Here is a 23999-nt window from a genome sequence, read left to right as displayed (position 1 = left end):
TTTTCAACGAGTTTTTCTCGCAGCCTGATTCTTCCCAAGGGTAATCCTGCCCGTTGCCGTTTTACTTCGAATACCCACCAAAAGACAGCGGCCCACCCATTGCTGGGGAGCCGCGTCCAAACGATCACTGGAATTGGTAATTTCGATCAAGCATTGGCGCCGGGTTTTGGCTTTCGGCCAACGATTCGCACGATCATGCCCCCGACAAACATCAGCCCTGCGAGTGCAAGCAGCCATTGGTTCCTAGTAATGGCCGGCTTCTTGGCCGACACAGCGTCGCCGAGGTAGGCATTGCTAGCTGCTATGCTGGTGGCCTCATCCACCAAGCCCGAGTCTGATTGGGCGGTGGCAACTGAAGGCTTTGAACTGTCTTCGACGATGATGAATCCAGCGCGGTTGACTTTGATCACATGTGCCTTGGGATCCGTCAAACCGATAGGGAAACTTGACTGCGGAATGTTGCTGTCACGCAAGCTCGGTAGCACCGGCGTCACGGGATCGGGCAAGATGTTTTGGCCGAGGTAGCTTCCCCATTTGCTTACGCTCCAGCCAGTGAGCGCGGCAAGTTCCTGCAATTCTTTCTGCCGACGCATCCGCAGGTCCGATTTATAACGTTTGCCTTCTTCGCAATCCAAGGACCCAGTCGCGGCATGCCGGATGACATAACGTCCTTGAAACCTGCTTTGATCGGGCGTGTTGATGAACATCAAGTCCTGCGGAAAGGTCTTGCGGTCGTAACGCACATGCAGGCGCGTCACAAAGAGGTCGCCGTCATAGCCGCCGTCGCCGGCATCAGGCGTCACCCACCATACGCCCGCCTCACGCACCTCCGCAAAGCTGAGTGGCGACGTCACGCATGGGTCGCAATGAACACTTTGCTGCGAACTTTCATCCCAGGCATATTCCAGCATGACTGAGTTTTTACCTTCGCTCGACCAAGCCTTTTCATAGAGAGACTTGTAAAAATCACCGAATAGATTGTCGGTAAGCACAAACTCCGGAATGTCGCGATCAGTGGGCAATTTGGTCGTGCGGTAATTGGCGGTCTCGACGCGTCCTTTGCGGGTGAAGGCGTAGACAATCATGTCTTGGGCACTTTCTGCATTGGCCATTCCCAGTCGGATGGGCAACATGAAGCGGCTGCTGTTGAATTGGATTTGGAGCGGGCGCAGGGTTTGGACACCGAGTGCTTTTTGTTGTTCGAGATTCACCTTGACCACAAAAAACTTCATTCCGTCCTTGATATAGGGATCCAAGACTTCGTCGGCCCCGCTCGGGATTTTGTAGCCGCTACCCGTGAGCCAAGTTTTGAGGCCGGTGCTTTCCGTTGCGCTCAGGATCAGAATGTCATATTCGCCAACCGTGTACTTGGCCTCAATGGTCACACCGTTGTCCTTGGCAAAGTCATCCATGCTCGACTCCTCAATGGCTTTGGAACGCTTGGATTCTGTTTTTGAGGATACTGCGCGTTGGTAGTAGTACTGTTGGCAGGGATTTTCATCCCAATATTCCACCAAACGCGGCGCAGTAAAGGCATCAAATTTGTCAAAAATGTACTGTTGGACCACGCGGATATCGCTCTCCTTGAGCACCTCCGGCACGGGAACAACCATGGCGAAATCCTTCGCATCGCCTTGATAATCACTCGACATGGTGATGACCGTATGGTTACCATCGCGCGCTATGATCACCTGCGAGGATTTATTGAAGAGTTTGGCATCGGCCTTGGCGACGTAAAAGCCGCAGAAGGCGTTTACCTGTTGGGTACCCACGAGCAGGGAGAGTGCGAGAAGCAGGGCTTTTGAAAGTCTTGTTTTCATTGTTTTTGTGCTTTGAAAATGGGGGAATGGAATCGAATCGGGATTTTCAAGCCTGCGTAGTGGGAGCAGGAAGCCAATTGAATTTTTGAGCCTTGAAGAATTTGTCAAAGACAAGCGTAAGCGGGGAAATGATAAAGAGTGCCCAGATCGGCGCTCCTGAATTCAGGATGAAGATATGGTTCAGGCCAAAAGTGAGCAGGCCGACCATGACCGCCCAAGCGATCCGGGCTTTGGGATGGTTGGGCGTCGTCACCGGGTCGGTGATCATGAAGAAGGTAAACAGCAGCAAGGCGCCATTGGTGACCATGTGGCCGAAATGATCGATGGGCCAGCCGAGCCAGAGTACCGAGCGCGTAAATTCGAGTCCGTAATACGAAACAATAAAGGCCAAGCTGATGTCAATGCGGCCGCATTTCAGCAACACCATGAGTCCGGCCGCGCCGACAAAAAATAGCGTGGTAAAGCTGCTGCCCCATTGACCGGGCGAGACCCAGGCATCGCCGGTGAGCATCACGGTGGCGATGATGCCAAAATTGACGGGGTTGAAGATGTGCTTGCGTTCGTACTGAATGATGAATTTGCTGCTGATCGTGAGGATTCCCGCAATGATCGCGGTTGTGAGCAGATTCGTTTTGAGTAACAAACAAAGTCCGAGACTGGAAATCATGGCACTCTTCAACGAATGCCAAGGAGCGCCGCTCCACTTGATCCAGAAAAGCTGCGTGAGCAGACAAGTGCCAAAGGTGATCAGAATCCGGTCGAGGTTGGTGTTCCAACCGAGTTGAAGGATCCCGTAACAGAGGAATGTTGACAGGGACAGAATCTGAAAGTGCCGGGCATCTTTCAAAAACCATGTCCAAATCTGGGCAAGCGGATTCCTTGCCGCATGGAGCACTGCGGTATTGGTATTCATCTTCGAATGCGTTTTTTGACTGCGAATGCCGCGCTTTGCGGCGTAAGTGCATCTAGGGTGCCTAGAGATCCACGATTCCACAAAGTGGATTGAAAAAAAGTTGCGACAAAAGATCAGAAAACGAGAATAGGCGCAAAAACGTGGAAATTTCTACGTTTTTGCGCCTATCATCTAAGAAGAAAAGCCTTTAGCTCCTAGTTGCGTGTGTAAATCACGGTGCAAGCAACCGGCGATCCACTTGGATCAAAAACATAATTCATTGTCAAGACATTGCCGCTTGCATTAAAGGTGCCTGTTCCGGTGACCGTCGTAAATTGAGGATTGGGAGCTTGTCCGGCATCGACCGTGACATTCGAGCCATTGAGTGTGCAGGTGAGCGTGCCACCGTTGTAATAAAACATGTTGATGGTGAATTTACCATCTGTGCCATGGGTCTCAAAATTGGGAGCGGTTGCCACAAAGCTTTGTGGGACAGGGCAATTGTTGGTGCTCGTATAGGCTCCGAGAATGGCATCGCGGCTCAATTGAACATTGACTGTACGCGAAGCCGTTCCAGCATTGCCGGCATCGTCAGAGACGACATAGCTGCGGGTATACACGCCGGGCGCAGTCGTCGTAACCGTTCCAGATGCCGTGATCGCACTGTAAGGTCGCCATCGACATCGTCTGTGGCCGTCGCACCCGGGTCGGTAAAGGTGGTACCCATTTCAATGTTCATCGGGTTGTCGCCGAGCAGCGTGATGACCGGAGCTGTGACATCGTCTTTTTTGCAACCTGCAAAGAGAAGAACCGCGACCATTGCGATGGCAAAAACGTTCAAAATGTTCTGTTTCATTGGGAGATTATTATTTATTGTAATGCAAAATACGATAAGTCTACATAACTCCACGCTTTCTCAACTCAAAAAAGCTGCGGGCTGTTGCGCGGACGTCACCCAAGGCGTTGTGGGCATCTTCAAAGCCTGCGCCAAATAGTTTTTGGTGTAATTCGGCCAAGGTCGGCCATTTGAAACCATACTTCCCGGGAAGTTGACAATAGTCGGTGGCAGCAGTTTTGGTGCAGAGCATGTTCTTGCCTTTGAAGGGGTTGCTGACCCCGGCACGAATGAATTCGGCACCCATCACCTTTTCGTCATAGTCGAGGTTATGGGCGATGACAAATTGCGACGCTTCCAGAGCCTGAACAAATCTTGTGAGAACGTCCGCAACAGGCAAACCATCCACGAGCGCCCGCGCTTGCGAGATGCCGTGAATACGGGAGGCTTCCTTTGGAATGACAAATCCATCAGGATAAATGATCAGATTCGCCTCTTCCACGACTTCATTCGCAGCATCAAAACGCATCCATCCCAATTGAACAAGCCGCGGCCAATTGTCGACTTGCGATACGGGCGCCTTCCAATCCTTGGGTAGTCCCGTGGTTTCTGTGTCAAATACAATGTACATGGGCGGGAAGGTACGGAATTCGCTCGGATTCAGAACGTCTCCTCAGTGGCTGCGAGCAGCTTTTTTGCCTTCTGGCGGCCGCCATCGGGAAATTCCTCGATGACCAAGCAAGCCGCAACTTTGCATTGGCCTAAGGATTGGCTTAATTTGCAGGCTCTTTTTGGCCGTGAATCAATTTGGCTCCGGCCAGAATCAAAAGCCACCGATACCCGTTGCGGATTGCGTCTGGTCAGTAAATATAGCTTGTTGTTCCTGTTGGGGATCTCCACGTGGATTCCCATCCTGGTCATCAATTTCTACTATTGGGTGAGCAACCTGACAGTGAGCTATGCGATCTATCCAAACTTTTTGAGTGAACCGTTGCGTCTGAGCTTCTACGCAGCATTTTTCATTTGCAACTACGTACTCATCGATCAAGTCTTGCGCCGCATCGAGAAATGGGATGTGATCGACCTGCTTTGGAAACTGGTCGTCATCGGCATTTCCTGCATCAGCCTGGTATTCCTTTTTGAGATCATTGAGAGCTACATGGAAACCGATGCCCTGTATGCACAGGTGAAATCGCTCAGCGTTTCTGTCAAGCTTTATGCCTTGCTGATCTTTTGTTTGAGCACGCTTTTCATCTATCGAAAGCTTATTCTCTACCAGAAAAATAAGCGCAAGGTGGTCTCTTGGCGTATCATGGAGGTCGTTTTTGTCCTCGGAATCGTGCGCTTGTTCATCGGGGCCGAACCCTCCCTTTCCTTCATGGGTGGCACAAATCTCGATGAACCCTCACAACTGGAGACCATCTACAATCGCATTTTGATTCCGGTGTTTATCGGGGCATCCTTACTGCTGAGCGCGAATGTGAATTGGAGTGCCTACCTCAACTTCAACCAAAAGCTGAGAAGCTTGTTTCTCATCATTATCATCGTCCTGCTCTTTGTCGCATTCTTCCAGCAGTTTCCATTTGATGCCTTGCCCCATAGCTCCGATTTTGGCGAATTGCTCACCAAGCGCTACTTGATCTTGGGGCTGTTTTTTCTCTTTCCGGTGATCTACACGCTCATTTCCGGACTGGTTTTGATATTCAATTTGCCGACGAGCAGTGTTTTTGAGCAACGGAGCTCCGAGTTGGCGACCATTCAGCGCATCAACCAAAGCATCCAAAGCAATCTGGATTCGGAGGAGATTTTGCGCACACTCTTGGATGCCAGCCTACTCACAAGCAATGCAACGGGCGGGTGGATCGAACTTTACGGTGACAGCGAGGGCAAAACCGACTTGTTGGTGAGCTATTCCAAAAATGTGGAAATGGCCGAAATCGAAGAACTGCGCAGACGGGACAACATCACCCGTGCAGTTTTGGATTCGGGGAAACACATCCACATTCGTAACATCCGCAACCACAAACATTTCCGGTTTGCACGCACACGCATCCGCAGCTTGTTGGCCTTGCCGATCATGACTTCCCGCAAGCCGGTCGGCGTGATCTATCTGCTCAATGAATTGGCTGGCTCGTTTGAGGACGCAACGGTGCTGATGTTGGTCGGATTGACCGAGCAAAGCGGTATTTCCATCGAAAACGCAGAGCTTGTCGCCCGGTCCATTGATTTGGAAGTTTACCGTGAGCAGCTCAGGATGGCCAAAACTTTCCAAAAGCAGATTTTGCCGCAAGCGCTTCCCGGCACCGATCAAATCGAATTTTTTGTCATGAGTCAAGAGGTCGACGAGATCGGGGGAGACTTCTACGACGTGACTCAAAACGGCCAAACCTACAAAATTGCCATCGGAGATGTCTCCGGTAAAGGGACAACCGCTGCCTTTTACATGGCCGAGACCAAGGGAATCTTTCAAGCACTCACGCAGCTCGACATGGGTGTGCGTGACGTGATTTTGACTGCCAACAAGGCGCTGAGCAAATGCCTCCGCAAGGGCAGCTTCATGACCCTGACCTATTTGCAGATCGACATGGAGCGCAAAGAACTTGAATTGTTGCGCGCGGGACATTGCGAAACGCTCTATTACGACAGTCAACAGGATGCTTTGCGCATCCTGAGCAAGGGCGGACCGGGGCTGGGCATCGTGCGCAACGATTCATTTGCCAACTACATCGGCGAACCCGAGAAAATCGCACTTCATCCGGGAGACCTGATCATTTTGTTTACCGATGGCATCATTGAGGCAAGAAATTCAACCATGGAAGAATTCACCTTCGAGCGTCTGCAAGAAATTGTACAAAGGCTGCGCAGGACCGATTCCAGACTGATTGTGGAGACCTTGGTCTCCCAAGTCAAGGCGTTTACCGGAGGAAAAATCGAGGACGATTACAGCATCTTGGTAATCAAATTCTTATGACGTCAACCAATTCGAAATAGAAACCGTAAAAAAAGGCGATGCAGATAAAGGAGCACAATCACGGAAAGTACATCACCCTGATCCCCGACGGAGATTTGGATGCCAATTCGTCCATGCAAATGGATGAAAAAATCCAAGAAGGCATCGATCGCGATATCTACAAGTTTCATATCGATTGTGCCGGATTGCGTTACATCTCGAGTGCAGGGCTTGGTGTATTCATCTCCTTTATGGACGTATTGAATGCCAACGGCGGCAAGTTTGTCTTCACCAACATGGCAGACAACGTCTTCAAGGTTTTTCAATTGTTGGGCTTGGAGCAGTTGATGACGATTGTGGCAACCAATGAAGAAGCAGAAAACCTCCTAGGCGTATGAAGACACATTACGTAGCCGCTTGCTCCAAGCAGAGTCTCCCCAAGATCAGAGCCTTCGTGGAAGAGGAACTGCGTGCCCTTAATGTGCAAGACGCTGTCACCCATCAGCTCGTGCTCGCGGTGGACGAGGCCTGTGCCAACAGCATCATTCACCATCACCTTTGTGACGAAAGTTCGCGGATCAAGCTCACCATCAGCCGCAACGGCAAGGAGTTGCTCATTGAGCTCACCGACAACGGCGATCCGTTTCCGATCCATGAATACAAGCCCGAAGACCTTGCCGAGATCATTCGCAAGCGCACCAAGGGAGGCTTGGGCATTTTTCTGATCAACAAAATCATGGACAAGATTGAGGTCGTGGAAAACGACGACCATTTCGTCTATCGCTTCATCAAATATGTCTGAGCTTTTGTTCCGGAAAGCGCCCTGCCGGCTCTGGACCAAGACGTGAAACTGCGGATGCCGCAAGGGCGGCGACTGTTAAAAATCCTCAACAAACTTTTCGCAGCCAAGATTTCGGGGTCTTGATTCTCAGAATTATTGCCTGACTTATCGCTATTTTGCTTAAATTTGCCCTCCTAAATTCAGAATAAAGGATTGAATGCAATGAGAAAACAGGTAACCATCGTCTTACTTCTCGCTTTTGCGCTTTTCGGATCGTTTTCCTTGGTTTCGGGGGCCGATCTTGGCGGGGGCAAATCCAAGGGCAAGGGCAAAACCAGCAAAAAGGATCCTGCACTTTTGGTATTCCCTGGCAAAGACACCGTCCAAAAGAGTGACTTTGAGTATGTCTACCAAAAAAACAATGGCGGTTGGGATGCAGTCAAAAGCCATACCCAAGCGCAGTACAAGGAGTACCTCGACCTCTACATCAATTTCAAGCGCAAGGTTCTCGAAGCTGAAGCCAATGGTCTTCAGAACGCCGACGCCTTCAAAACTGAATTCGAAGGCTATCGCAAGCAACTCGCCCAGCCTTACCTCGTCGACAAAAGCAGCCAGGAAGAGCTTGTACACCAAGCCTATGACCGTAGCAAGGAAATCGTAGCTGCGTCACATATCCTGATCGCCGTAGGTCCTGATGCGCCTGCCGAAGATACACTCAAGGCTTACGAGAAAATTCTCGCAATCCGTGACTCCATCGTGACCGGCGGCAAGGACTTTGGCACCATGGCCCAGCGCCACAGTACCGATCCAAGTGCCAAGTCCAACAAAGGTGACCTTGGCTATTTCAGTGTTTTTGACATGGTTTATCCCTTTGAATCGGGTGCCTACAATACCAAGGTCGGCGAGGTTTCCAAGCCGGTGCGCAGCACCTTTGGCTACCACATCGTCAAGGTCTATGACCGTGTCCCGAATACTGGCAAAAAGACAGCCGCGCACATCATCATCCGTGTCGGTGCACAGTACACCGCCAAGACTGAAGAGCAGGCCAAAACAATGATCAATGAAATTCACCAGAAGCTCAAAGCCGGCGGTGATTGGAACGAGTTATGTGAGAAATACAGCGACGACCCCAATACTGCCAAAAAAGGCGGCGCCTTGGGACAAGGCCGTTTGATCCCGGAAATGGAAACCTACAAGCGCAAATTGGGTGCCGGCGAAGTCTCCGAACCGTTTTCGACGAGCTTTGGTAGCCACATCTTGAAGGTAACCGAGGTAGAGCCGATCAAGAGCTTTGAAGAATCCGCCCCCGAATTGAAAACCCGCATCGCTCGTGATGCGCGCAGCACCCTCAGCCGCGAGCGCCTGATCGCTCGCGTGAAAAAGGACTATGCTTTTCAGCAATTCACCGATGGCATGGCCAAATTGGTGAAGCAAATTGACGACGAAGGCGCATCAGGTGTATATACCAAAGGCTTCTGGAGACCAACCGATTCCTTGCACAAAGGACTGTATGAACTCCCTGTTTTCTCGATCGGCAAAGATTCCGAGAAGAAAACAGGTACGGTCAAAAACTACCTTGATTGGTATGTAAACCTCCACAAAGGCTTCGAAGGTGCAACAACGCAGCAGGTCACCGACAAGCTTCTCCCGATGTACATCGAGCAAGAAATGCTCAATTACGAGGAGCAGCAATTGCCTAAAAAATACCGCGACTACCGTGAACTGTTGAAAGAATACCGTGACGGAATCCTGCTCTTCACCCTCACAGAAGACAAAGTGTGGCGCAAAGCCGTCGAAGACACCGTTGGCCTCAAGAAGTACTACAACGACAATCAAAGCAAATTCACCGCTGGCGAACGTGTCGTTGTCACCGAGTACATCTCTGAAAAGCGCCCTGTGATCGAGCAGGTTCAGAAGTTGCTTGCCGATGGCAAAACCGAAAAGGAAATTGACACCGAAGTCAACAAAAGTTCGGCCCTCAACATCCGCATTCGCACACAGAACTACGAAAAAGGCAAAGCCGAGCAAGAGGCCGTGATGTTTGGCAAGCAACAAGGTTTCCGCAGTGAAATCCTGGAAGGTGGCCGCACATTCCGTATTTTGGTATTGCAGGAGAATCTTTCTGCTGGTCAGAAGTCCTTTGAGGATGCCAAAAGCGAGTGCATTACCCAATACCAGAACTATCTGGAGGCTGAGTGGCTCAAGGAACTTGCGGCCAAGTATCCTGTCGAAGTGAAAACCAAAGTGCTCGAAAAGCTCTATAAATAAGCGTGTTTGATCCCCGGCATATCCTGCATATCTGCTCGGGAATAGGCCTGACCTTAGCCATTATGGGCTGTGGTGGGGGCAAAACACCAGATGACAATGGCGCAATTGCCGCTTACAAAGAGCGTCAACTGACCAAGGAAATGCTCGCGAACTATCTTCCAAAGGGACTTTCCCCGGAAGATAGTTCGCGTGTTTCAAAGGCATTTGTACAGCAATGGCTGGAGGAACAGGCCATCATGGACGAGGCCCTCAGCACCTACAAAGACCTCGCAGAGGAAGTCGAACACAAGGTTCAGGACTACAAAGCCAAATTGATCATGCATGGTTACGAAAACCGGCTGATCGAGGAGTCTTTGGATAAAAATGTCTCCAAAAAGGAAATCGTGGCCTTCTACGAAGCCAACAAAGACAACTTTATCAGTTCTGAGAAGCTCTACAACTACTTTTACATTGTCACCAACAAAAGTGATGTCGCTTTGGTGGCCGACTGGATGAGAAGTGGGAATCCACAAGACATCGTCAAACTCAAGGAATGGGCAAAGGAAAATGCGATCGAATCCAAAGTTGACAGCAACTATGTCAATGAGTCCAAAATCGAGTTTGTCTCCAAAGGCTACTACGGAAACCTTCAAAAAACTGCCCCGGGAAAATTAATTCGATGGAATGGCGTTATCAGAGGAGAGAAGCGCTACTATCTTTTCAAGATGATTCAGGTCGTCGAAGCGGGCGAACCGCTCACCATCGAGCTTTGCCGCGACAAAATCGTGGATCTGATCCTCAATGAACGGAAAGTGAGCTTGATTGAGAAAAACGAAGAGAAGATCCTGAAAAATGCCCGCACCAACAATTACATCCACGAATACTGATTCCAAGATGAAAAAAATCCTTTTGGCCATCTTGGTCTCGTTCATCGGTTTTGGCAGCAGCCTCCAAGCCCAATTGCTCGACAAAATTGTCGCGGTGGTAGGCGAAGACATCATCCTGCTTTCTGATGTCGAAAACCAATTCGCCTATTTTATCGCCAATGGGCAAAAAGACGACGGTACGCTGCGTTGCCAGATTTTGGAGAAGCTCATCATCGAGAAGCTCCTCCTGAACAAGGCGAGACAGGACTCGCTCACCGTCACCGACGACCAAATTGAATCCGAGTTGGGCCGCAAACTCAATTACTTCATTCAAGGATTTGGCAGCATCGCCAAACTCGAAGAAGAATACCATAAGCCGCTGATCGAGATCAAAGCCGACCTTTGGCCTGAAATTCAAGACCAACTGCTCGTCGAACGCATGCGCGAGCAGATCATCTCCAAGGTCGTGATCACACCGCGCGAAGTCAAGAAATTCTACAATGGCTTCCCCAGTGACAGCCTTCCCTATTTGCCCGCTGAGGTCGAATTGTTCCACATTGTCAAACGTCCGGTGGCGACCGACGCTGCGATCAAGGACGCCAAGGCTAAATTGGAGACTGCAAGGGAGCAGATCGTCCGCGGCGAAGTCGGGTTTCAGGAAATGGCAAAGAAGATTTCCGAGGACTTTGGCAGTGCACGTTTGGGTGGCGACTTAGGCGAATTTGGCCGTGGGCGAATGGTTCCTGCCTTTGAAGAGATTGCATTCAAATCCAAGGAGGGAGAAATTTCCCAAGTCTTCAAAAGCGAATTCGGCTTCCACATCATGCAGGTATACAAGATTGTCGGCGAACTCGTCAGTGCCCGTCACATTCTGGTCGCCCCACGCGTCAATTATGAGGACGAATTGCGCGCCGAAGAGCAGCTCAAGGAAATTCGGGCCAAGATCGAGGCGACCGACACCTTGACGTTTGAGCGCGCTGCACGTGAATATTCCGACGACGACGAAACCAAAACCTGCGGCGGATGCATCAAAAATCCGCAAACGGGCGAAACCCGGATTCCCCTTGACCTCCTCGACGCTGACTTCTACCTCAAGGTCGATGAGATGAAGGAGGGCGATATCACGGAGCCGATGGAGTGGATTCAGCCCGACAACAAGAAGGTTTACCACATGCTTTACCTCAAAAAGCGTGTCGCACCCCACGTGGCAAGCCTCGAGGCCGATTACCAAAAAATTCAATCCGCGGCGCTTCAGGCAAAACAAGCCGGCGAACTCGAACGTTGGTTGATGAGTGCACGTAAGAACATCTTCATCGAGATCAAAGACACCGACTGCAAGGAAGTTTTAAGCAACTGGATTCAATGAGCAAGTACAAAGACGATAAGCAGGCAGCCGACGCGCTCGCCGAAAAATACAAAGCCCTTAAAGCTGAAATTGGCAAAGTCATTGTAGGCCAAGAGGATGTGATCGAGAAATTGATCATCGCGCTCTTCTGCAAAGGTCACAGTTTGTTGGTCGGTGTGCCCGGTCTCGCGAAAACCTTGCTCATCAGCACTGTTTCCCGCATCCTCGACTTGGAGTTCAACCGCATTCAGTTCACGCCTGACCTGATGCCCGGTGACATCCTCGGCTCCGAAATTTTGGAGATCGACGTGGACACCAACAAAAAATATTTCAAGTTCATCAAGGGTCCGATCTTCGCGAATATCATCCTCGCCGACGAGATCAACCGTACCCCTCCCAAGACGCAAGCCGCGCTTTTGGAGGCGATGCAGGAAAAAAGGGTGACCATCGCAGGTCAGAGCTATAAACTCGACGAGCCTTTCTTCGTGTTGGCGACCCAAAACCCGATCGAGCAGGAAGGTACCTACCCATTGCCCGAGGCGCAGCTCGACCGCTTCATGTTCAACATCGAGGTCGGTTATCCTACGCTGCAGGAGGAAATCAACATCGTCAAGCAGACGACGAGCGATCACAAAGCCGAGCTCAAGGTCATCCTCGACCGCGAAGACATCCAATATTTCCAAGACCTCGTGCGCAAGGTGCCTGTCACAGACACTGTGATCACCTACGCCGTGAACTTGGTCACCAAAACCCGTGTCGGCACGCCTGCCGCCCCGGCATTTATCAAGGACTTGATCACATGGGGTGCAGGCCCACGCGCCTCGCAATACCTGATCCTCGGCGCCAAGGCGCACGCCCTGCTCCGCGGCAAATACAGCCCCGACATCGAAGACGTGAAGGCCGTCGCCGTTTCCGTCTTGCGCCACCGTATCGTGCCCAGCTTCACCGCTGAAGCCGAAGGCATCACGAGCGCCGACATCATCAAGCGCTTGATGAACGAGGGGTAATCCTTTTTGTGCGAAGGGGGCGCTAACACTTTTTTGGTGATAGCGCCCCCTTCGCTATTTGACGCTGCCGCAGGTTGGGACATCACAGCATCGTTCATGGCCAACCGTAGGAAACAAAAATTCCCTACTTTAGCCACATGGACATTCGCACAGATTTTTTGGTGATCGGTTCCGGCGTGGCCGGACTGTCGTTTGCGCTCAAGGCGGCGCAGTTGGGCAAGGTGCTCATCATAACCAAGCGCAACAAAGACGAAAGCAATACCAAGTATGCGCAGGGCGGTATCGCGGCCGTTGTTTCCAATATGGATACCTTCGAATCCCATGTTGCCGACACCCTCGATGCGGGCGACGGCCTTTGCAATGAGGAAGTGGTGCGCATGGTCGTCGAAAATGGCCCCCTGCGCGTGCAGGAGCTCATCGACAATGGCGCCCGCTTCGACCGCCGCGAAGACGGCACCCTCAGCCTTGGCCGCGAAGGTGGCCACTCCGAAAGCCGCATTCTCCACTCCAAGGATGCCACGGGCTGGGAAATCGAACGCGCCCTCTTGGCCGCTGTCGAGTTGCATCCCAACATCACCCTCAGCGAACATTTCTTCGCCATCGACCTGCTCACGCAGCATCATCTCGGGCGTTACCTCAACCGCGGCACTCCCGGCATCGAATGTTACGGCGTTTACGCCCTCGACGTCAAGGCCAAAAAGGTCGTGCGCATCCTCTCGCGCCTGACCATGCTCGCCTCGGGCGGCTGCGGCAATGTCTTTGATGCGACCACCAACCCGAGCGTCGCCACGGGTGACGGCATCGCGATGGTGTACCGCGCCATGGGCCGCGTCGCCAACATGGAATTCGCCCAGTTTCATCCGACCTCGCTCTACGAACCCGGCGTGCGCCCCGCCTTTTTGATCACCGAAGCCATGCGTGGTGCCGGCGCCATCTTGCGCACGCAATACAACAAGACGGCATTCATGGAAAAGTACGATCCCCGCAAGGACCTCGCACCCCGTGACATCGTCGCCCGCGCCATCGACAACGAAATGAAGCTTTCCGGCTCCGAATTTGTCTGGCTCGACGCCACCCATATCGACCCCAAGGAATTGCATGGCCATTTCCCCAACATTTTGGAGAAGTGCCTGAGCAAGGGTATCGACATTACCAAAGACATGATTCCTGTAAGGCCCGCACAGCATTACACTTGCGGCGGGGTTTTGATCGACATGCACGGACATTCGAGCATCGGCCGTTTGTATGCCATGGGTGAAGTGAGCAGTTCGGGGTTACATGGGGCGAATCGCCTGGCATCCAACAGCTTGCTCGAAGGGATCGTCTATGCCCACAACATCTTCGAAGCCGTCAAGGAAAACTGGCAGAACTACAATTTTCAGGAAGATATCCCGGAATGGAACGAGCAAGGCGTGGAATTGACCGAGGAATGGGTGCTGATTTCGCACAACTTCCGCGAGGTGCAGACCTTGATGACCAACTTCGTGGGCATCGTGCGCAGCAACCTGCGCTTGGAGCGTGCCGAGCGCCGCATTAAGTTGATATTCGAAGAGACAGAAGACTTTTACCGCAAAACCAAAGTCTCCCCCGAGCTCTGCGAATTGCGCAACATCATCACCTGCGCCTATCTGACCATCAAATCGGCCAAGATTCGCAAGGAAAGCCGAGGCCTGCACTTCACGACGGATTATCCCGAGAAGCTGCCGCAGGCTTATGATACGGTGTTGTAACCGCGATTGCGATTGCAGGAAAATAGAAATGGGGCAAGAAACGCCCCGTTTCTCTTCGGGGCGTTTTTTTGATTCACGATCTCCAGCGCTTATTGCACGACCACCTTCGTCGTCATCCGTTGACCTTCAGAAGTGACGTCGAGCATGTAGGTGCCCTTGGTCAATTGGCTGAGGTCGATGGCTTGTTTCCATTCGCCGAATGGAAGATCGCCTTGCTGACTCCAAACCTGCTTGCCGACCAAGTCAAAGATCCGCAAGCTTACATTCCGGTCACGCTCCAAGTCCAAACGCACCGTGAATTTGCCGCCATTCGGATTGGGATAAACCTGCAATCCGAAGTTGGCAAAACCACTTGGCGTGATCCCGATGACGATGACTGCAAGTGGAGCTGAAGTTGCAGAGCATCCTGCCGCATTGGTCACAGTGACGGTATAGTTGCCGTCTTGTGTTGCAGTATGGCTCGCAGACGTTGCCCCCGAAATCGGGTTGCCATTGAAAAACCATTGATAGCTGGCAAATCCGCCCGTTGTCGACAGCAGGTTGCCGCTTTGGGTGATGACCGGTGTCGTTGGCAGGGCATTGACCACTACGGTCGTACTTGCCGAGGCTTCGCAGCCATTGCCATCCGTAGCGGTAACCGTATAAGTGGTATTGACCAACGGACCGACGGAAATACTTGCGGTATTCGTAAACGTGCTCCAGAAATAAGTCAATCCGCCTGAGGCAATCAAAGTCGTGGTGTCACCAACGCAGATGCTGTCCAAGCCTGTGATGGTCGGGGTCGGAAGCGCATTGACCACGACTGCGAATGCGGCATTACCACTGCAGCCATTGCCATCTGTGCCTGTCAAGGTATAGGTCGTATTGCCGGCGGGAATCGCTGTGATCATGGACGTCAGATCCCCGGTGCTCCAAAGGTAGCTTGTGCCGCCATTTCCGGTGAGCAAAGTGGAATCGCCAACGCAGAGCGTATCGTTGCCTGTGATCGTGATGACCGGCAAGGCATTGACGATGATTTCGATCGAATCGGCAGCACTGCAACCATTGCTGTCGGTTCCCATCACACTATAAAATGTGTTTCCAAACGGATTCAAATCGACGAGGGCCGTGGTCGGACCATGGCCCCAGAGATAGGTGCTTGCCCCAGCAACCGTGATTTGCGTAGTATCGCCCGCACAGATCGTATCGATGCCGGCAAAGTTCAGCACCGGCAATGCATTGACAACGACCGTGATGGAGCCCGTATTTTCGCAAGAATTGGCATCCGAAACGGTGACCGTGTAGCTTGTCGAAGTATTAGGAGCAAGGATTTGACCCGCGGTAGTGGGGCCATTGCTCCATACGTAGCCAGTGCCGCCTGCGGCGGTGATCGTTGTCGAATCACCATTGCAAATCGTGTCAATTCCCGTGAAGGTCACGATCGGTAATGGGTTGACAGTGACCGTTGCAGTTTCCGTATCGATACAGGTATTGGCGTCGGTGACAGTGACCGTGTAGGTTGTCGTCGTGCCAGGAGTCACCGTGTTTCCAGCGGTTGTAGGGCCGTTGCTCCACACATAAGAGGTACCTCCGCCAGCTGTAAGGGTAGTGGTGTCTCCAAAGCAAAGGATGTTGGTTCCTGTAATCGTTGCTGTTGGCAAGGGATTGACGACAACCTGTACGGTGGAACTGCCTGTGCATCCCAATGCGCTTGTACCGACACAAGTATAGGTCGTCGTGCCGGTCGGACTTGCCGTGACAGATGGCGTCGTCGTTCCCGAAAGGCCGGTTCCCGGTGACCAAACATAGGTATTCGCGCCAGATGCGGTCAAGGTCGTGGACAAGCCGGCACAAATCGCGACCGGTCCGGGAGGGGTGATTGCGACTACCGTAGCTGCTGGGTTGATGAGGGTCACGGTCGCCGTCGGATTGCAACCTGCGCCAGCGCCATCCATCAGGGTGACGGTGTAGGTGCCTGCGCCGATGCCTGTGAGGTCTTCGGTGGTGGCGCCATTGCTCCAGGAATAGCCGTAACCCGTTCCAGCACTGAAGCAGCCCCAGTTGCTTTCAGCAGCGGTGCCATAAACAGTGCCGTTGATGCGCTGACCGTGGTTGTTGCGGCCAGAGCGGTCAAAAATATACGTGCCCGAACCCTCGTTCATGCTGTAATAGGCAACCAAATTTCCCCAGTTGGGGTGGGTATTGTTGATGCCCATGCAACTGTTTCTATTGCTCAAAATCGTTGGGCCAGACAAAACTGCATTCCATACACGGGCTTCGTCAATGAATCCATCAAAGTGCTGGGAAAGCACCGTGTAATCCCATTCTTGTCCCATGGAAAAGCGATCTCCCGCTTGCGGAATCCAAGTATTGGTCGTGTTGAAGGTTTTATTGAGGACCCCATTCAAGTAAAAATTCACTTGGTTGGCAGCATTGATTGTCAGCGCAACATGGTACCAATTTCCCCGAGGTTGGGTTCCCAGCATGAATGAGTTTCCAGTATTGTCATCAAAATAAACAAACTGCTGAAAGCCAGGATTGTATCCCACGAAGAAGCGATTGCTTGTACCGCCGGTCTGGTTGAACGCCATAAAAAGGCCGTCCCCTGTTGTCCAAGTGGACCTTGGTTTAACCCAAGCTTCGACCGTAATGCCACCTGCATAACCCGCATTGGAAACGGTGTTGGCGGCGATGTAGTCAGAGATTGCACGGTTGTTGTTGACGCTGCGGTTGGGAGTGCCTCCGCCAGGTGTGAGGTTGGCAGATCCGTTGGTGCCATTGAAACAGGTCGGGCTCACAAATGTTGCCGTAGCCGTCATGGTCGGGCTCACGGTGATGGCAGATTGAGCGGTATCCGTGCAAGCCCCATTCGTTGAAAGCAGCGAAATGATGTAAGTGCCCGGCGTATTGAACGTTCGGGTCGGGCTGAGCAGCGTAGAGAAGGAAGTGACGTTCTCAAACCAATTCTGGCCGATGGCACCTCCTGTGGTTGTATTGTTAAAGGTAAGGCTTGCACCTTGACAGATGTAACTCGAGCTGTGGTTAAAGGAGGCATTGACGGGGCACTGCGCTCGCACACCGGAAATTCCGATTGTCAGGGTGAGCAAAATCAGCAAAAAGCGTAAAGGGTTCCCAAAGGGCGATTGTGGTAATTGACTCATCATCAGATGTCGTTTAATTCTCTAACCTAATTTCTCAAAAAGCCAGTTCATGGTCCAGAAAGCGTATTTTCCACCAAAAACCACTCGGATTGACGAATTCAAAACAGGATTGTGCCCTGCTTTTTTTCGGCATTCCAAGTAAATATAAAAATTCTGTAACAATTTGGCAGAAAGGATGCGGCATTCCAGTAGAATTCGCAGAATTGACTTTTTGTTTCTTACGCAATACTTAGCACAACGGTCGGATATGGAACTGAATTTAAATGGAAAATCGGCAGTGGTTTGTGGCAGCACGCAAGGCATCGGCAAAGCCGCCGCCATCGAGCTCGCAAGCATGGGCGCACAGGTAACGCTTGTCGCGCGGAATGCCGAGAAGCTGAAAGCCGTTGCTGCCGAATTGCCAACACCCAATGGCCAGCATCATGGCTACCTCGTTGCCGATTTTGACCGTCCCGCCCAACTGCGCGATGCGCTCGACCGTTGGATGGCCGAGCACCTCCATACGATTCATATTCTCATCAACAATACCGGTGGCCCGGCCGGAGGCGCCGCCCATTCTGCAGACATCGAAGAATACCGCGCGGCCTTCAACCAGCACCTAGTTTGTAACCATATCTTGGTGCAAGCACTCCTGCCCGGCATGAAAGCCAGTGGCTACGGCCGCATCATCAATGTGATCTCCACCAGCGTCAAGCAGCCGCTCGACGGCCTCGGCGTTTCCAATACCATCCGTGGCGCAGTTGCCAACTGGGCCAAAACCCTCGCCAATGAACTCGGCGGCTTTGGCATTACCGTCAACAACGTGCTCCCCGGTGCGACCGAAACCGAGCGCCTTCAAAGCATTCTCCAAGCCAAAGTGGAAAAAACAGGCATCAGCGAAGCCGAAGCCGCCAATCAGATGCTGTCCTCCATCCCCGCAAAACGCTTCGCCAGACCCGAAGAAGTGGCTTATGCCATCGCTTTCCTCGCCTCCCCATCCGCAAGCTATATCAACGGCATCAACCTGCCCGTCGACGGCGGACGCACGAAAAGCCTCTGATTCATGACAGGATTGGAAATGCCTCTTTAAATTTTCCTAAATTGGCAGCATGGCCAGCACTTTGCCTAGATTCGGTGCCGCTCTCGCACTGCTCAGTTGCCTCATGCTTACGGCATGTGGAGGTTCCTCCGTGGATTCTGATGCCCTGAAGCCTGTTCCGCCTGCAAGTATGTTTGTCGAACATTTAGCCCCGTTTTGCGGCGCCGAACTCCCCGACAAGTTTACTGCCGGCTATTTCGGAGAGAGTCCCTTGGACACACTTGTCTATTTCTATATCGTCTGCCACAAGGGCGATACCATTTACAGCGATGAATGGGAGGGCGAATGGCTGCTTCCAGAAGGGAAAAGCGCATCCGACAAGGACGCAATTCAGGCGGTACATGCTGCGATGCACGAGATCGTGGAAGGCAAACGCGCACCCCAACCCGATTCGGTGATCATGGAACGCGCCCATTCACAACCCACTTTTGGCTACACGATCAGAGACAACCGATCCACATTGCTATACTATTCGCAAGAAGAACACCGCGCTCGCAAATTCTGATCCTGTATGGAAAAGCTCAAAAATTACATCGGCGGCGAATTGGTCGACCCACATGCCAACCAATGGCTTGACAACATCGAGCCTGCAACGGGGCGTGTTTATTCCCTGATTCCCGACAGCGACGAACGCGACGTTGAGATGGCCGTCGAAGCTGCCCGCGAAGCTTTCCCAGCGTGGTCCGACATGCCGATTGAGAAGCGCTCGGCGATTTTGCTGCGGATTGCTGACTTGATCGACGCAAAGATGGATCAGCTTGCGACCGCCGAGAGCATCGACAACGGCAAGCCTGTTTCTTGCCCGCGAGATCGACATTCCCCGTGCATCAGCCAATTTCCGGTTTTTTGCGCAGGCGATTACCCAGTTTCACAGCGAAACCTACGACATGGGCAGCCGCGGCTTCAACTACACCTTGCGTCGCCCGATCGGCGTCGCCGGTTGCATTTCGCCGTGGAATTTGCCGCTTTACCTCTTCACATGGAAGATCGCGCCTGCACTCGCAGCGGGCAATACCGTCGTCGCCAAGCCGTCGGAAATTACGCCGATGACTTCGTTTTTGCTGTCCAAGATCTGCATTGAAGCAGGCTTGCCCGCAGGCGTGCTCAACATCGTGCATGGCCTCGGACACAAAACCGGCGCCGCCATCGTGGCCCATCCGCAGGTGCCGGCCATTTCGTTTACCGGCGGCACCGTCACCGGACGCAAAATCATGGAGGTCGCCGGACCGATGTTCAAGAAACTCAGCCTCGAACTCGGCGGCAAAAACCCCAATGTCATTTTTGCCGACTGCGACTACGAAGCGACTTTGGCCACGAGCGTGCGTTCGTCGTTTGCCAACCAAGGGCAGATTTGCCTTTGCGGTTCGCGGATTTTGGTCGAAAGGTCACTTTACCCCAAGTTTGTCGAGGATTTTGTTGCCCGCGTGAAGGCCTTGCGCATCGGCGATCCGCTCGAAGATGGAACCGACATTGGTGCGATCGTCTCCAAAGATCAATTCGAAAAGGATCTGAGCTATATCCAACTCGCAACTGATGAAGGCGGAACCATTGTCGCCGGCGGCGAACCGGCACCTGCGCCCAACATCCGTTGTGAAGGTGGATGGTTTTTGCAACCGACGGTGATTACGGGCCTTGCGCCCAGTTGCCGCACCAATCAGGAGGAAATTTTTGGTCCGGTGGTGACCATTTGGCCATTTGATACAGAGGAAGAGGCGATCAGCTACGCCAACGGAACGATGTACGGTTTGGCAGCATCGCTGCATACGAGCGACCTGAAGCGGGCGCACCGCGTGGCGGCGGCCTTGGAAACCGGCATTGTCTGGGTCAATAGCTGGCTCGTCCGGGATTTACGCACCCCATTCGGCGGGATGAAAGCCTCCGGAATCGGTCGTGAAGGCGGCATGGAAGCCTTGCATTTTTTCACTGAAGCCAAAAACGTCTATATTCAGCTGTAAGGGGAGGCTGCAAGCTGAATTCCAGTCGTGTTTTTCGCAGTGCCGGCTCATTGAAGGCACTTTGGCGATCGGCGGGTTCATTAGCTTCGCTGCCCGCCTGAAGCGGATATCCATTTTCAATTTTCCATTTTCAATTCACCATTCTCCATTAAATTCGCCAATATGGCCATCGATCAATTTGACGTTTACATCAGCTACGCGCCCGAAGACGAGGCGCAAGTGCGCCGCATCGTGGAGGAATTGGAATGGGTCGGACTCAAAGTTTGGTTTCGTGACCAGCCTTCCACAAGTCAGGAAAGCCTTCAAACCTTGCGAACCACGATCAGCAACACCAATTGCCATGTGGTGATTTGGAGCAACAATTCGGCGGGTTCAGGTCGCATACAGGCAGAGGCACGCGCGGGCAGCACGCTCAGACGGCTGATCGCAACGCGCATCCACAAGGACATCATCCCGCCACCCGGAACTGATGCTGTGGCTTATGCCGATCTTTCCGACTGGACCGGTGGCACCGAACACAAAGGCATGCGCAAGCTGCTCAAGGGAATCTGGGACTTGACCGGCAAGGGTCTTCAACCACCTGCCGCCGAGGAATCGTTTGGTCCCGGCCCGGCCGCCAATACCAACAACACCTTCGGAGCACAAGAAGAAAATCTCACCCCCGAGCAAAAGGACGAGCGGGCTTGGCAGACTTGCCTTGCCTACAACAACCGCACGTATTACGAGCATTATTTGCGCTATTTTCCGAATGGAAAATATGCCAACGAGGCGGCTGACCGCATCGCCAAGAAGAAGCGCACAAGCACGATCATTGCCACATGCGCGATCATCTATGTCGTCGGGCAAATCATTGCCTCGATCATCCTCAACATGGATCGCTTCTAATTTCCATGCGAAAAAGACGCACCTCCATAGCCCTGTTTTTCGGGTTGATGGCATGGTCCGTCTGTATGATCGGTCAGCATCCTGAGCACATCAGCTTGGATGGGGATTGGCAATTCCGCGAAGAAGACAGCTTGAAATGGCTGCAGGCGACGGTTCCGGGTACGGTCCACACCGATTTACTGGCATTGAAGCGGATTCCGGATCCTTACATTGGCCTGAATGAAAAGGCTGTACAATGGATCGAAGAGCGAAATTGGGAGTACCGCAAGACCTTCTTATTGTCGCCGGCGCAAATCCAAAACACCCAATCGGAATTCGTATTCGAAGGGTTGGACACCTACTGCGATGTCTTGCTCAATGGTAAATTGTTGGGGCATTGTGACAACATGCACCGCCGCTGGGTTTTTGATGGGAAGAATGACTTAAAACCGGCGAAAATGAGCTGGTTTTGAAGTTCTTTTCGCCGATGAAGATGGCCATGCCTGCTGTAGTGGCCTCGCCGTTTCTGCTTTCATCCGGCAACGATGCCTCCCCGACCAAGGTGAGTCCGTATGTGCGCAAGGCGGCCTATCATTTCGGATGGGACTTCGGACCACGAATGGTGACGGCGGGCATTTGGCGACCGGTGAAATTGATTTTATGGAAGAATGCCAAGATTGCAGCCGTTTCGACGCAGCCCGTTCGATTGAAACGGGAAGTTGCAAAGGTGCGCAGCCGTGTGACGGTGGATGTGGCCTTTTCCGGGAACTACGAATTGACTTTGTTGCTCGATGGAAAGACGGTAGCATCCTCGCGGCGCCAACTCAAGCCGGGACTTCAAACATTCGAATTGAACTACACGATGACGCAACCTCGGTATTGGTGGCCGGTGGGCATGGGCAAACCCGAGATGTACCATGTGGAGGCGCGTTTGGAGCGCGGGGGCGAATTGGTGGATTCCTTTGGACAAAATACGGGTTTGCGCACGGTCCGCTTGGTGCGGGAAAAGGACGAAATCGGAACGAGCTTTTATTTTTCCTTCAATGATTTTTTGGAAGAAGGCGGACCGCTCTTCATGAAGGGGGCCAATTATGTGCCTTCGGATGCGTTTTTGCCCCGCGGCGCGGAAAAGCAAATTCAATTGCTGGAGGCGGCCAAGGCCGTCGGGATGAATATGATTCGCGTCTGGGGCGGCGGCGTTTATGCGGATGAGGCCTTCTACGAATGGTGCGATGCCAACGGCATGCTCGTTTGGCAAGACTTGGCCTTCGCCTGCATGATGTATCCGCTGGAGGGGAAATTTCTGGAGAATGCCAAGCTTGAGTTTACCGACAATGCCTTGCGTTTGCGCACCCACCCAAGCCTTGCGCTTTGGTGCGGCAACAATGAAATAGATGTGGCTTGGCACAATTGGGGCTGGCAGCAGGAATTCAAGTATTCGGAGGAATTTGCAGCCAAGCTTTGGAAGGAATACGTGACCTTTTTTTCAGGAATCGGTTCCCTCGATTCTAGAGAAGGTTGATCCGAAACGTGCCTACATCAGCACGAGTCCGCTGAGCAATTGGGGCAAGGAAGAGAATTTCAACCACCACAACATGCACTATTGGGGCGTTTGGCATGGAACCGACAGCCTCGACGGGTTCAGCCACTTTGTCCCGCGTTTCATGAGCGAATACGGTTTCCAATCTTGGCCCTCCGAGCAAACCTTGCGCGGGGTTATCGATTCGGCTGATTGGAACGTTGACAGTGCAGCCATTCGCAACCGGCAAAAAAGCTACAAGGGCAATGCGCCCATTCTCAAGTTCCTGCGACCGTTGTATGGCGAACCCAAGGACTTTTCCGCGTTCCTGACCTTGAGCCAATTGCTGCAACGTGATGCGATGACGCTCGCCATCGAGGCCCATCGGATGAAAAGTCCGCATTGCATGGGGACCTTGTACTGGCAACTCGGCGACTGTTGGCCGGGAGCTTCCTGGAGTACCATTGACTTTGATGGCGTTTGGAAGCCCGCGCATTATGCCTTGAAACGCTTGTATGCGCCTGGGTTGGTTGCAGCCGAACGGAAGAATGACAGCTTGTTTGTGCGCATCGCCGCAGAGGCTGCGACCCAATTTGTGAAGCTCAGCGTCGACATTCTCACGCTGGATGATTCCAGCATTGTGGAACATTTATGCGCCTCCAGTCTTCGCAAAGGCATCAATGAATTTGCCTACCCCATTCGCGATTTTGAATCAAAACCGATCGACATGCGCAATGCCAAAGCGGTGATTTCCGTGTTTGACGGAAGCAAAAACATCCTACAAGCTGAGCCGATCGCCCGTCATGTCGTTTATTTCGTTGCCCCCAAAGAGCTGCGTCTGCGCAAGACAACACCGGAATTTACCTTGCAGCAGGATGGTGAGATGTTTCGAATCAGCCTGCGTTCCAAGCATTTGATCAAGGATTTGCAGCTTTCAATTGCCAATTCACAAGGCCAGCTTTTCAGATAA

At 52.4% G+C, this 23999-nt stretch carries 18 protein-coding genes and 2 pseudogenes; 15 read left to right on the top strand and 5 right to left on the bottom strand.

Features of this window, described 5'->3' with window-relative positions:
* Positions 1-146: 146 nt before the first annotated feature.
* From IPN95_01850 to IPN95_01835, 4 genes and pseudogenes are all read right to left on the bottom strand, one after another.
* Entirely contained in the window at positions 147-1820 is a 1674-nt protein-coding gene (locus IPN95_01850) for a DUF2330 domain-containing protein (protein ID MBK9448162.1), read from the bottom strand.
* 46 nt (positions 1821-1866) lie between these two features.
* Entirely contained in the window at positions 1867-2733 is an 867-nt protein-coding gene (locus IPN95_01845) for an RnfABCDGE type electron transport complex subunit D (GenBank protein ID MBK9448161.1), read from the bottom strand.
* Positions 2734-2927: 194 nt separating this feature from the next.
* Positions 2928-3568 (bottom strand): annotated as a pseudogene (locus tag IPN95_01840) (DUF5011 domain-containing protein).
* Positions 3569-3608: 40 nt separating this feature from the next.
* Positions 3609-4178, bottom strand: coding sequence for a 3'-5' exonuclease (locus tag IPN95_01835; protein ID MBK9448160.1), 570 nt, complete (start codon positions 4176-4178; stop codon positions 3609-3611).
* A gap of 219 nt (positions 4179-4397) precedes the next feature.
* On the opposite strand from IPN95_01835, the gene IPN95_01830 reads away from it, so the two are divergent.
* From IPN95_01830 to nadB, 8 genes are all read left to right on the top strand, one after another.
* Positions 4398-6518 carry a SpoIIE family protein phosphatase gene (locus IPN95_01830; GenBank protein MBK9448159.1) on the top strand — a complete coding sequence of 707 codons (2121 nt, stop codon included), beginning with the start codon at positions 4398-4400 and terminating at the stop codon, positions 6516-6518.
* Between the two features lie 38 nt (positions 6519-6556).
* Positions 6557-6895, top strand: coding sequence for an STAS domain-containing protein (locus IPN95_01825; GenBank protein MBK9448158.1), 339 nt, complete (start codon positions 6557-6559; stop codon positions 6893-6895).
* Positions 6892-7299, top strand: coding sequence for an ATP-binding protein (locus IPN95_01820; protein MBK9448157.1), 408 nt, complete (start codon positions 6892-6894; stop codon positions 7297-7299). Before IPN95_01825 ends, IPN95_01820 begins: the two co-directional genes overlap by 4 nt.
* A gap of 201 nt (positions 7300-7500) precedes the next feature.
* Positions 7501-9546, top strand: a complete 2046-nt coding sequence (locus IPN95_01815) for a peptidylprolyl isomerase (GenBank protein MBK9448156.1) — start codon at positions 7501-7503, stop codon at positions 9544-9546.
* Between the two features lie 2 nt (positions 9547-9548).
* Positions 9549-10412 carry a peptidyl-prolyl cis-trans isomerase gene (locus tag IPN95_01810; protein ID MBK9448155.1) on the top strand — a complete coding sequence of 288 codons (864 nt, stop codon included), beginning with the start codon at positions 9549-9551 and terminating at the stop codon, positions 10410-10412.
* A 7-nt stretch (positions 10413-10419) separates the two neighbouring features.
* Positions 10420-11757 carry a peptidylprolyl isomerase gene (locus IPN95_01805; GenBank protein MBK9448154.1) on the top strand — a complete coding sequence of 446 codons (1338 nt, stop codon included), beginning with the start codon at positions 10420-10422 and terminating at the stop codon, positions 11755-11757.
* Positions 11754-12743, top strand: a complete 990-nt coding sequence (locus tag IPN95_01800; protein MBK9448153.1) for a MoxR family ATPase — start codon at positions 11754-11756, stop codon at positions 12741-12743. Before IPN95_01805 ends, IPN95_01800 begins: the two co-directional genes overlap by 4 nt.
* A gap of 137 nt (positions 12744-12880) precedes the next feature.
* The gene (nadB, locus tag IPN95_01795) at positions 12881-14473 is read left to right on the top strand and encodes an L-aspartate oxidase (protein MBK9448152.1); all 1593 of its coding nucleotides are present in this window, start codon (positions 12881-12883) and stop codon (positions 14471-14473) included.
* 89 nt (positions 14474-14562) lie between these two features.
* Here the strand turns inward: nadB and IPN95_01790 are convergent, their stop codons facing one another.
* Entirely contained in the window at positions 14563-17613 is a 3051-nt protein-coding gene (locus tag IPN95_01790) for a T9SS type A sorting domain-containing protein (GenBank protein MBK9448151.1), read from the bottom strand.
* A gap of 247 nt (positions 17614-17860) precedes the next feature.
* Here IPN95_01790 and IPN95_01785 point away from each other — a divergent pair, with 247 nt between their 5' ends.
* From IPN95_01785 to IPN95_01755, 7 genes and pseudogenes are all read left to right on the top strand, one after another.
* Complete coding sequence (locus tag IPN95_01785) at positions 17861-18652, top strand: SDR family oxidoreductase (GenBank protein ID MBK9448150.1); 792 nt, start codon at positions 17861-17863, stop codon at positions 18650-18652.
* Positions 18653-18701: 49 nt separating this feature from the next.
* Positions 18702-19196 (top strand): hypothetical protein, encoded by a 495-nt coding sequence (locus IPN95_01780; GenBank protein ID MBK9448149.1) that lies wholly within the window; start codon positions 18702-18704, stop codon positions 19194-19196.
* Between the two features lie 6 nt (positions 19197-19202).
* Positions 19203-20646 (top strand): annotated as a pseudogene (locus IPN95_01775) (aldehyde dehydrogenase).
* Positions 20647-20808: 162 nt separating this feature from the next.
* Complete coding sequence (locus IPN95_01770; GenBank protein ID MBK9448148.1) at positions 20809-21531, top strand: toll/interleukin-1 receptor domain-containing protein; 723 nt, start codon at positions 20809-20811, stop codon at positions 21529-21531.
* A gap of 5 nt (positions 21532-21536) precedes the next feature.
* Positions 21537-21983 (top strand): hypothetical protein, encoded by a 447-nt coding sequence (locus IPN95_01765; protein MBK9448147.1) that lies wholly within the window; start codon positions 21537-21539, stop codon positions 21981-21983.
* Positions 21984-21997: 14 nt separating this feature from the next.
* Positions 21998-23032 carry a hypothetical protein gene (locus IPN95_01760; protein ID MBK9448146.1) on the top strand — a complete coding sequence of 345 codons (1035 nt, stop codon included), beginning with the start codon at positions 21998-22000 and terminating at the stop codon, positions 23030-23032.
* Positions 23033-23105: 73 nt separating this feature from the next.
* A complete protein-coding gene (locus IPN95_01755; GenBank protein MBK9448145.1) occupies positions 23106-23999 on the top strand; it encodes a hypothetical protein in 894 nt (297 codons plus the stop codon).

This window comes from Bacteroidota bacterium, from assembly GCA_016718825.1.
Classification (GTDB): Bacteria; Bacteroidota; Bacteroidia; order J057; family JADKCL01; genus JADKCL01.
The sequence above is the reverse complement of the archived record's forward strand: the minus strand, read 5'-3'. Positions and strand labels throughout refer to the sequence as shown.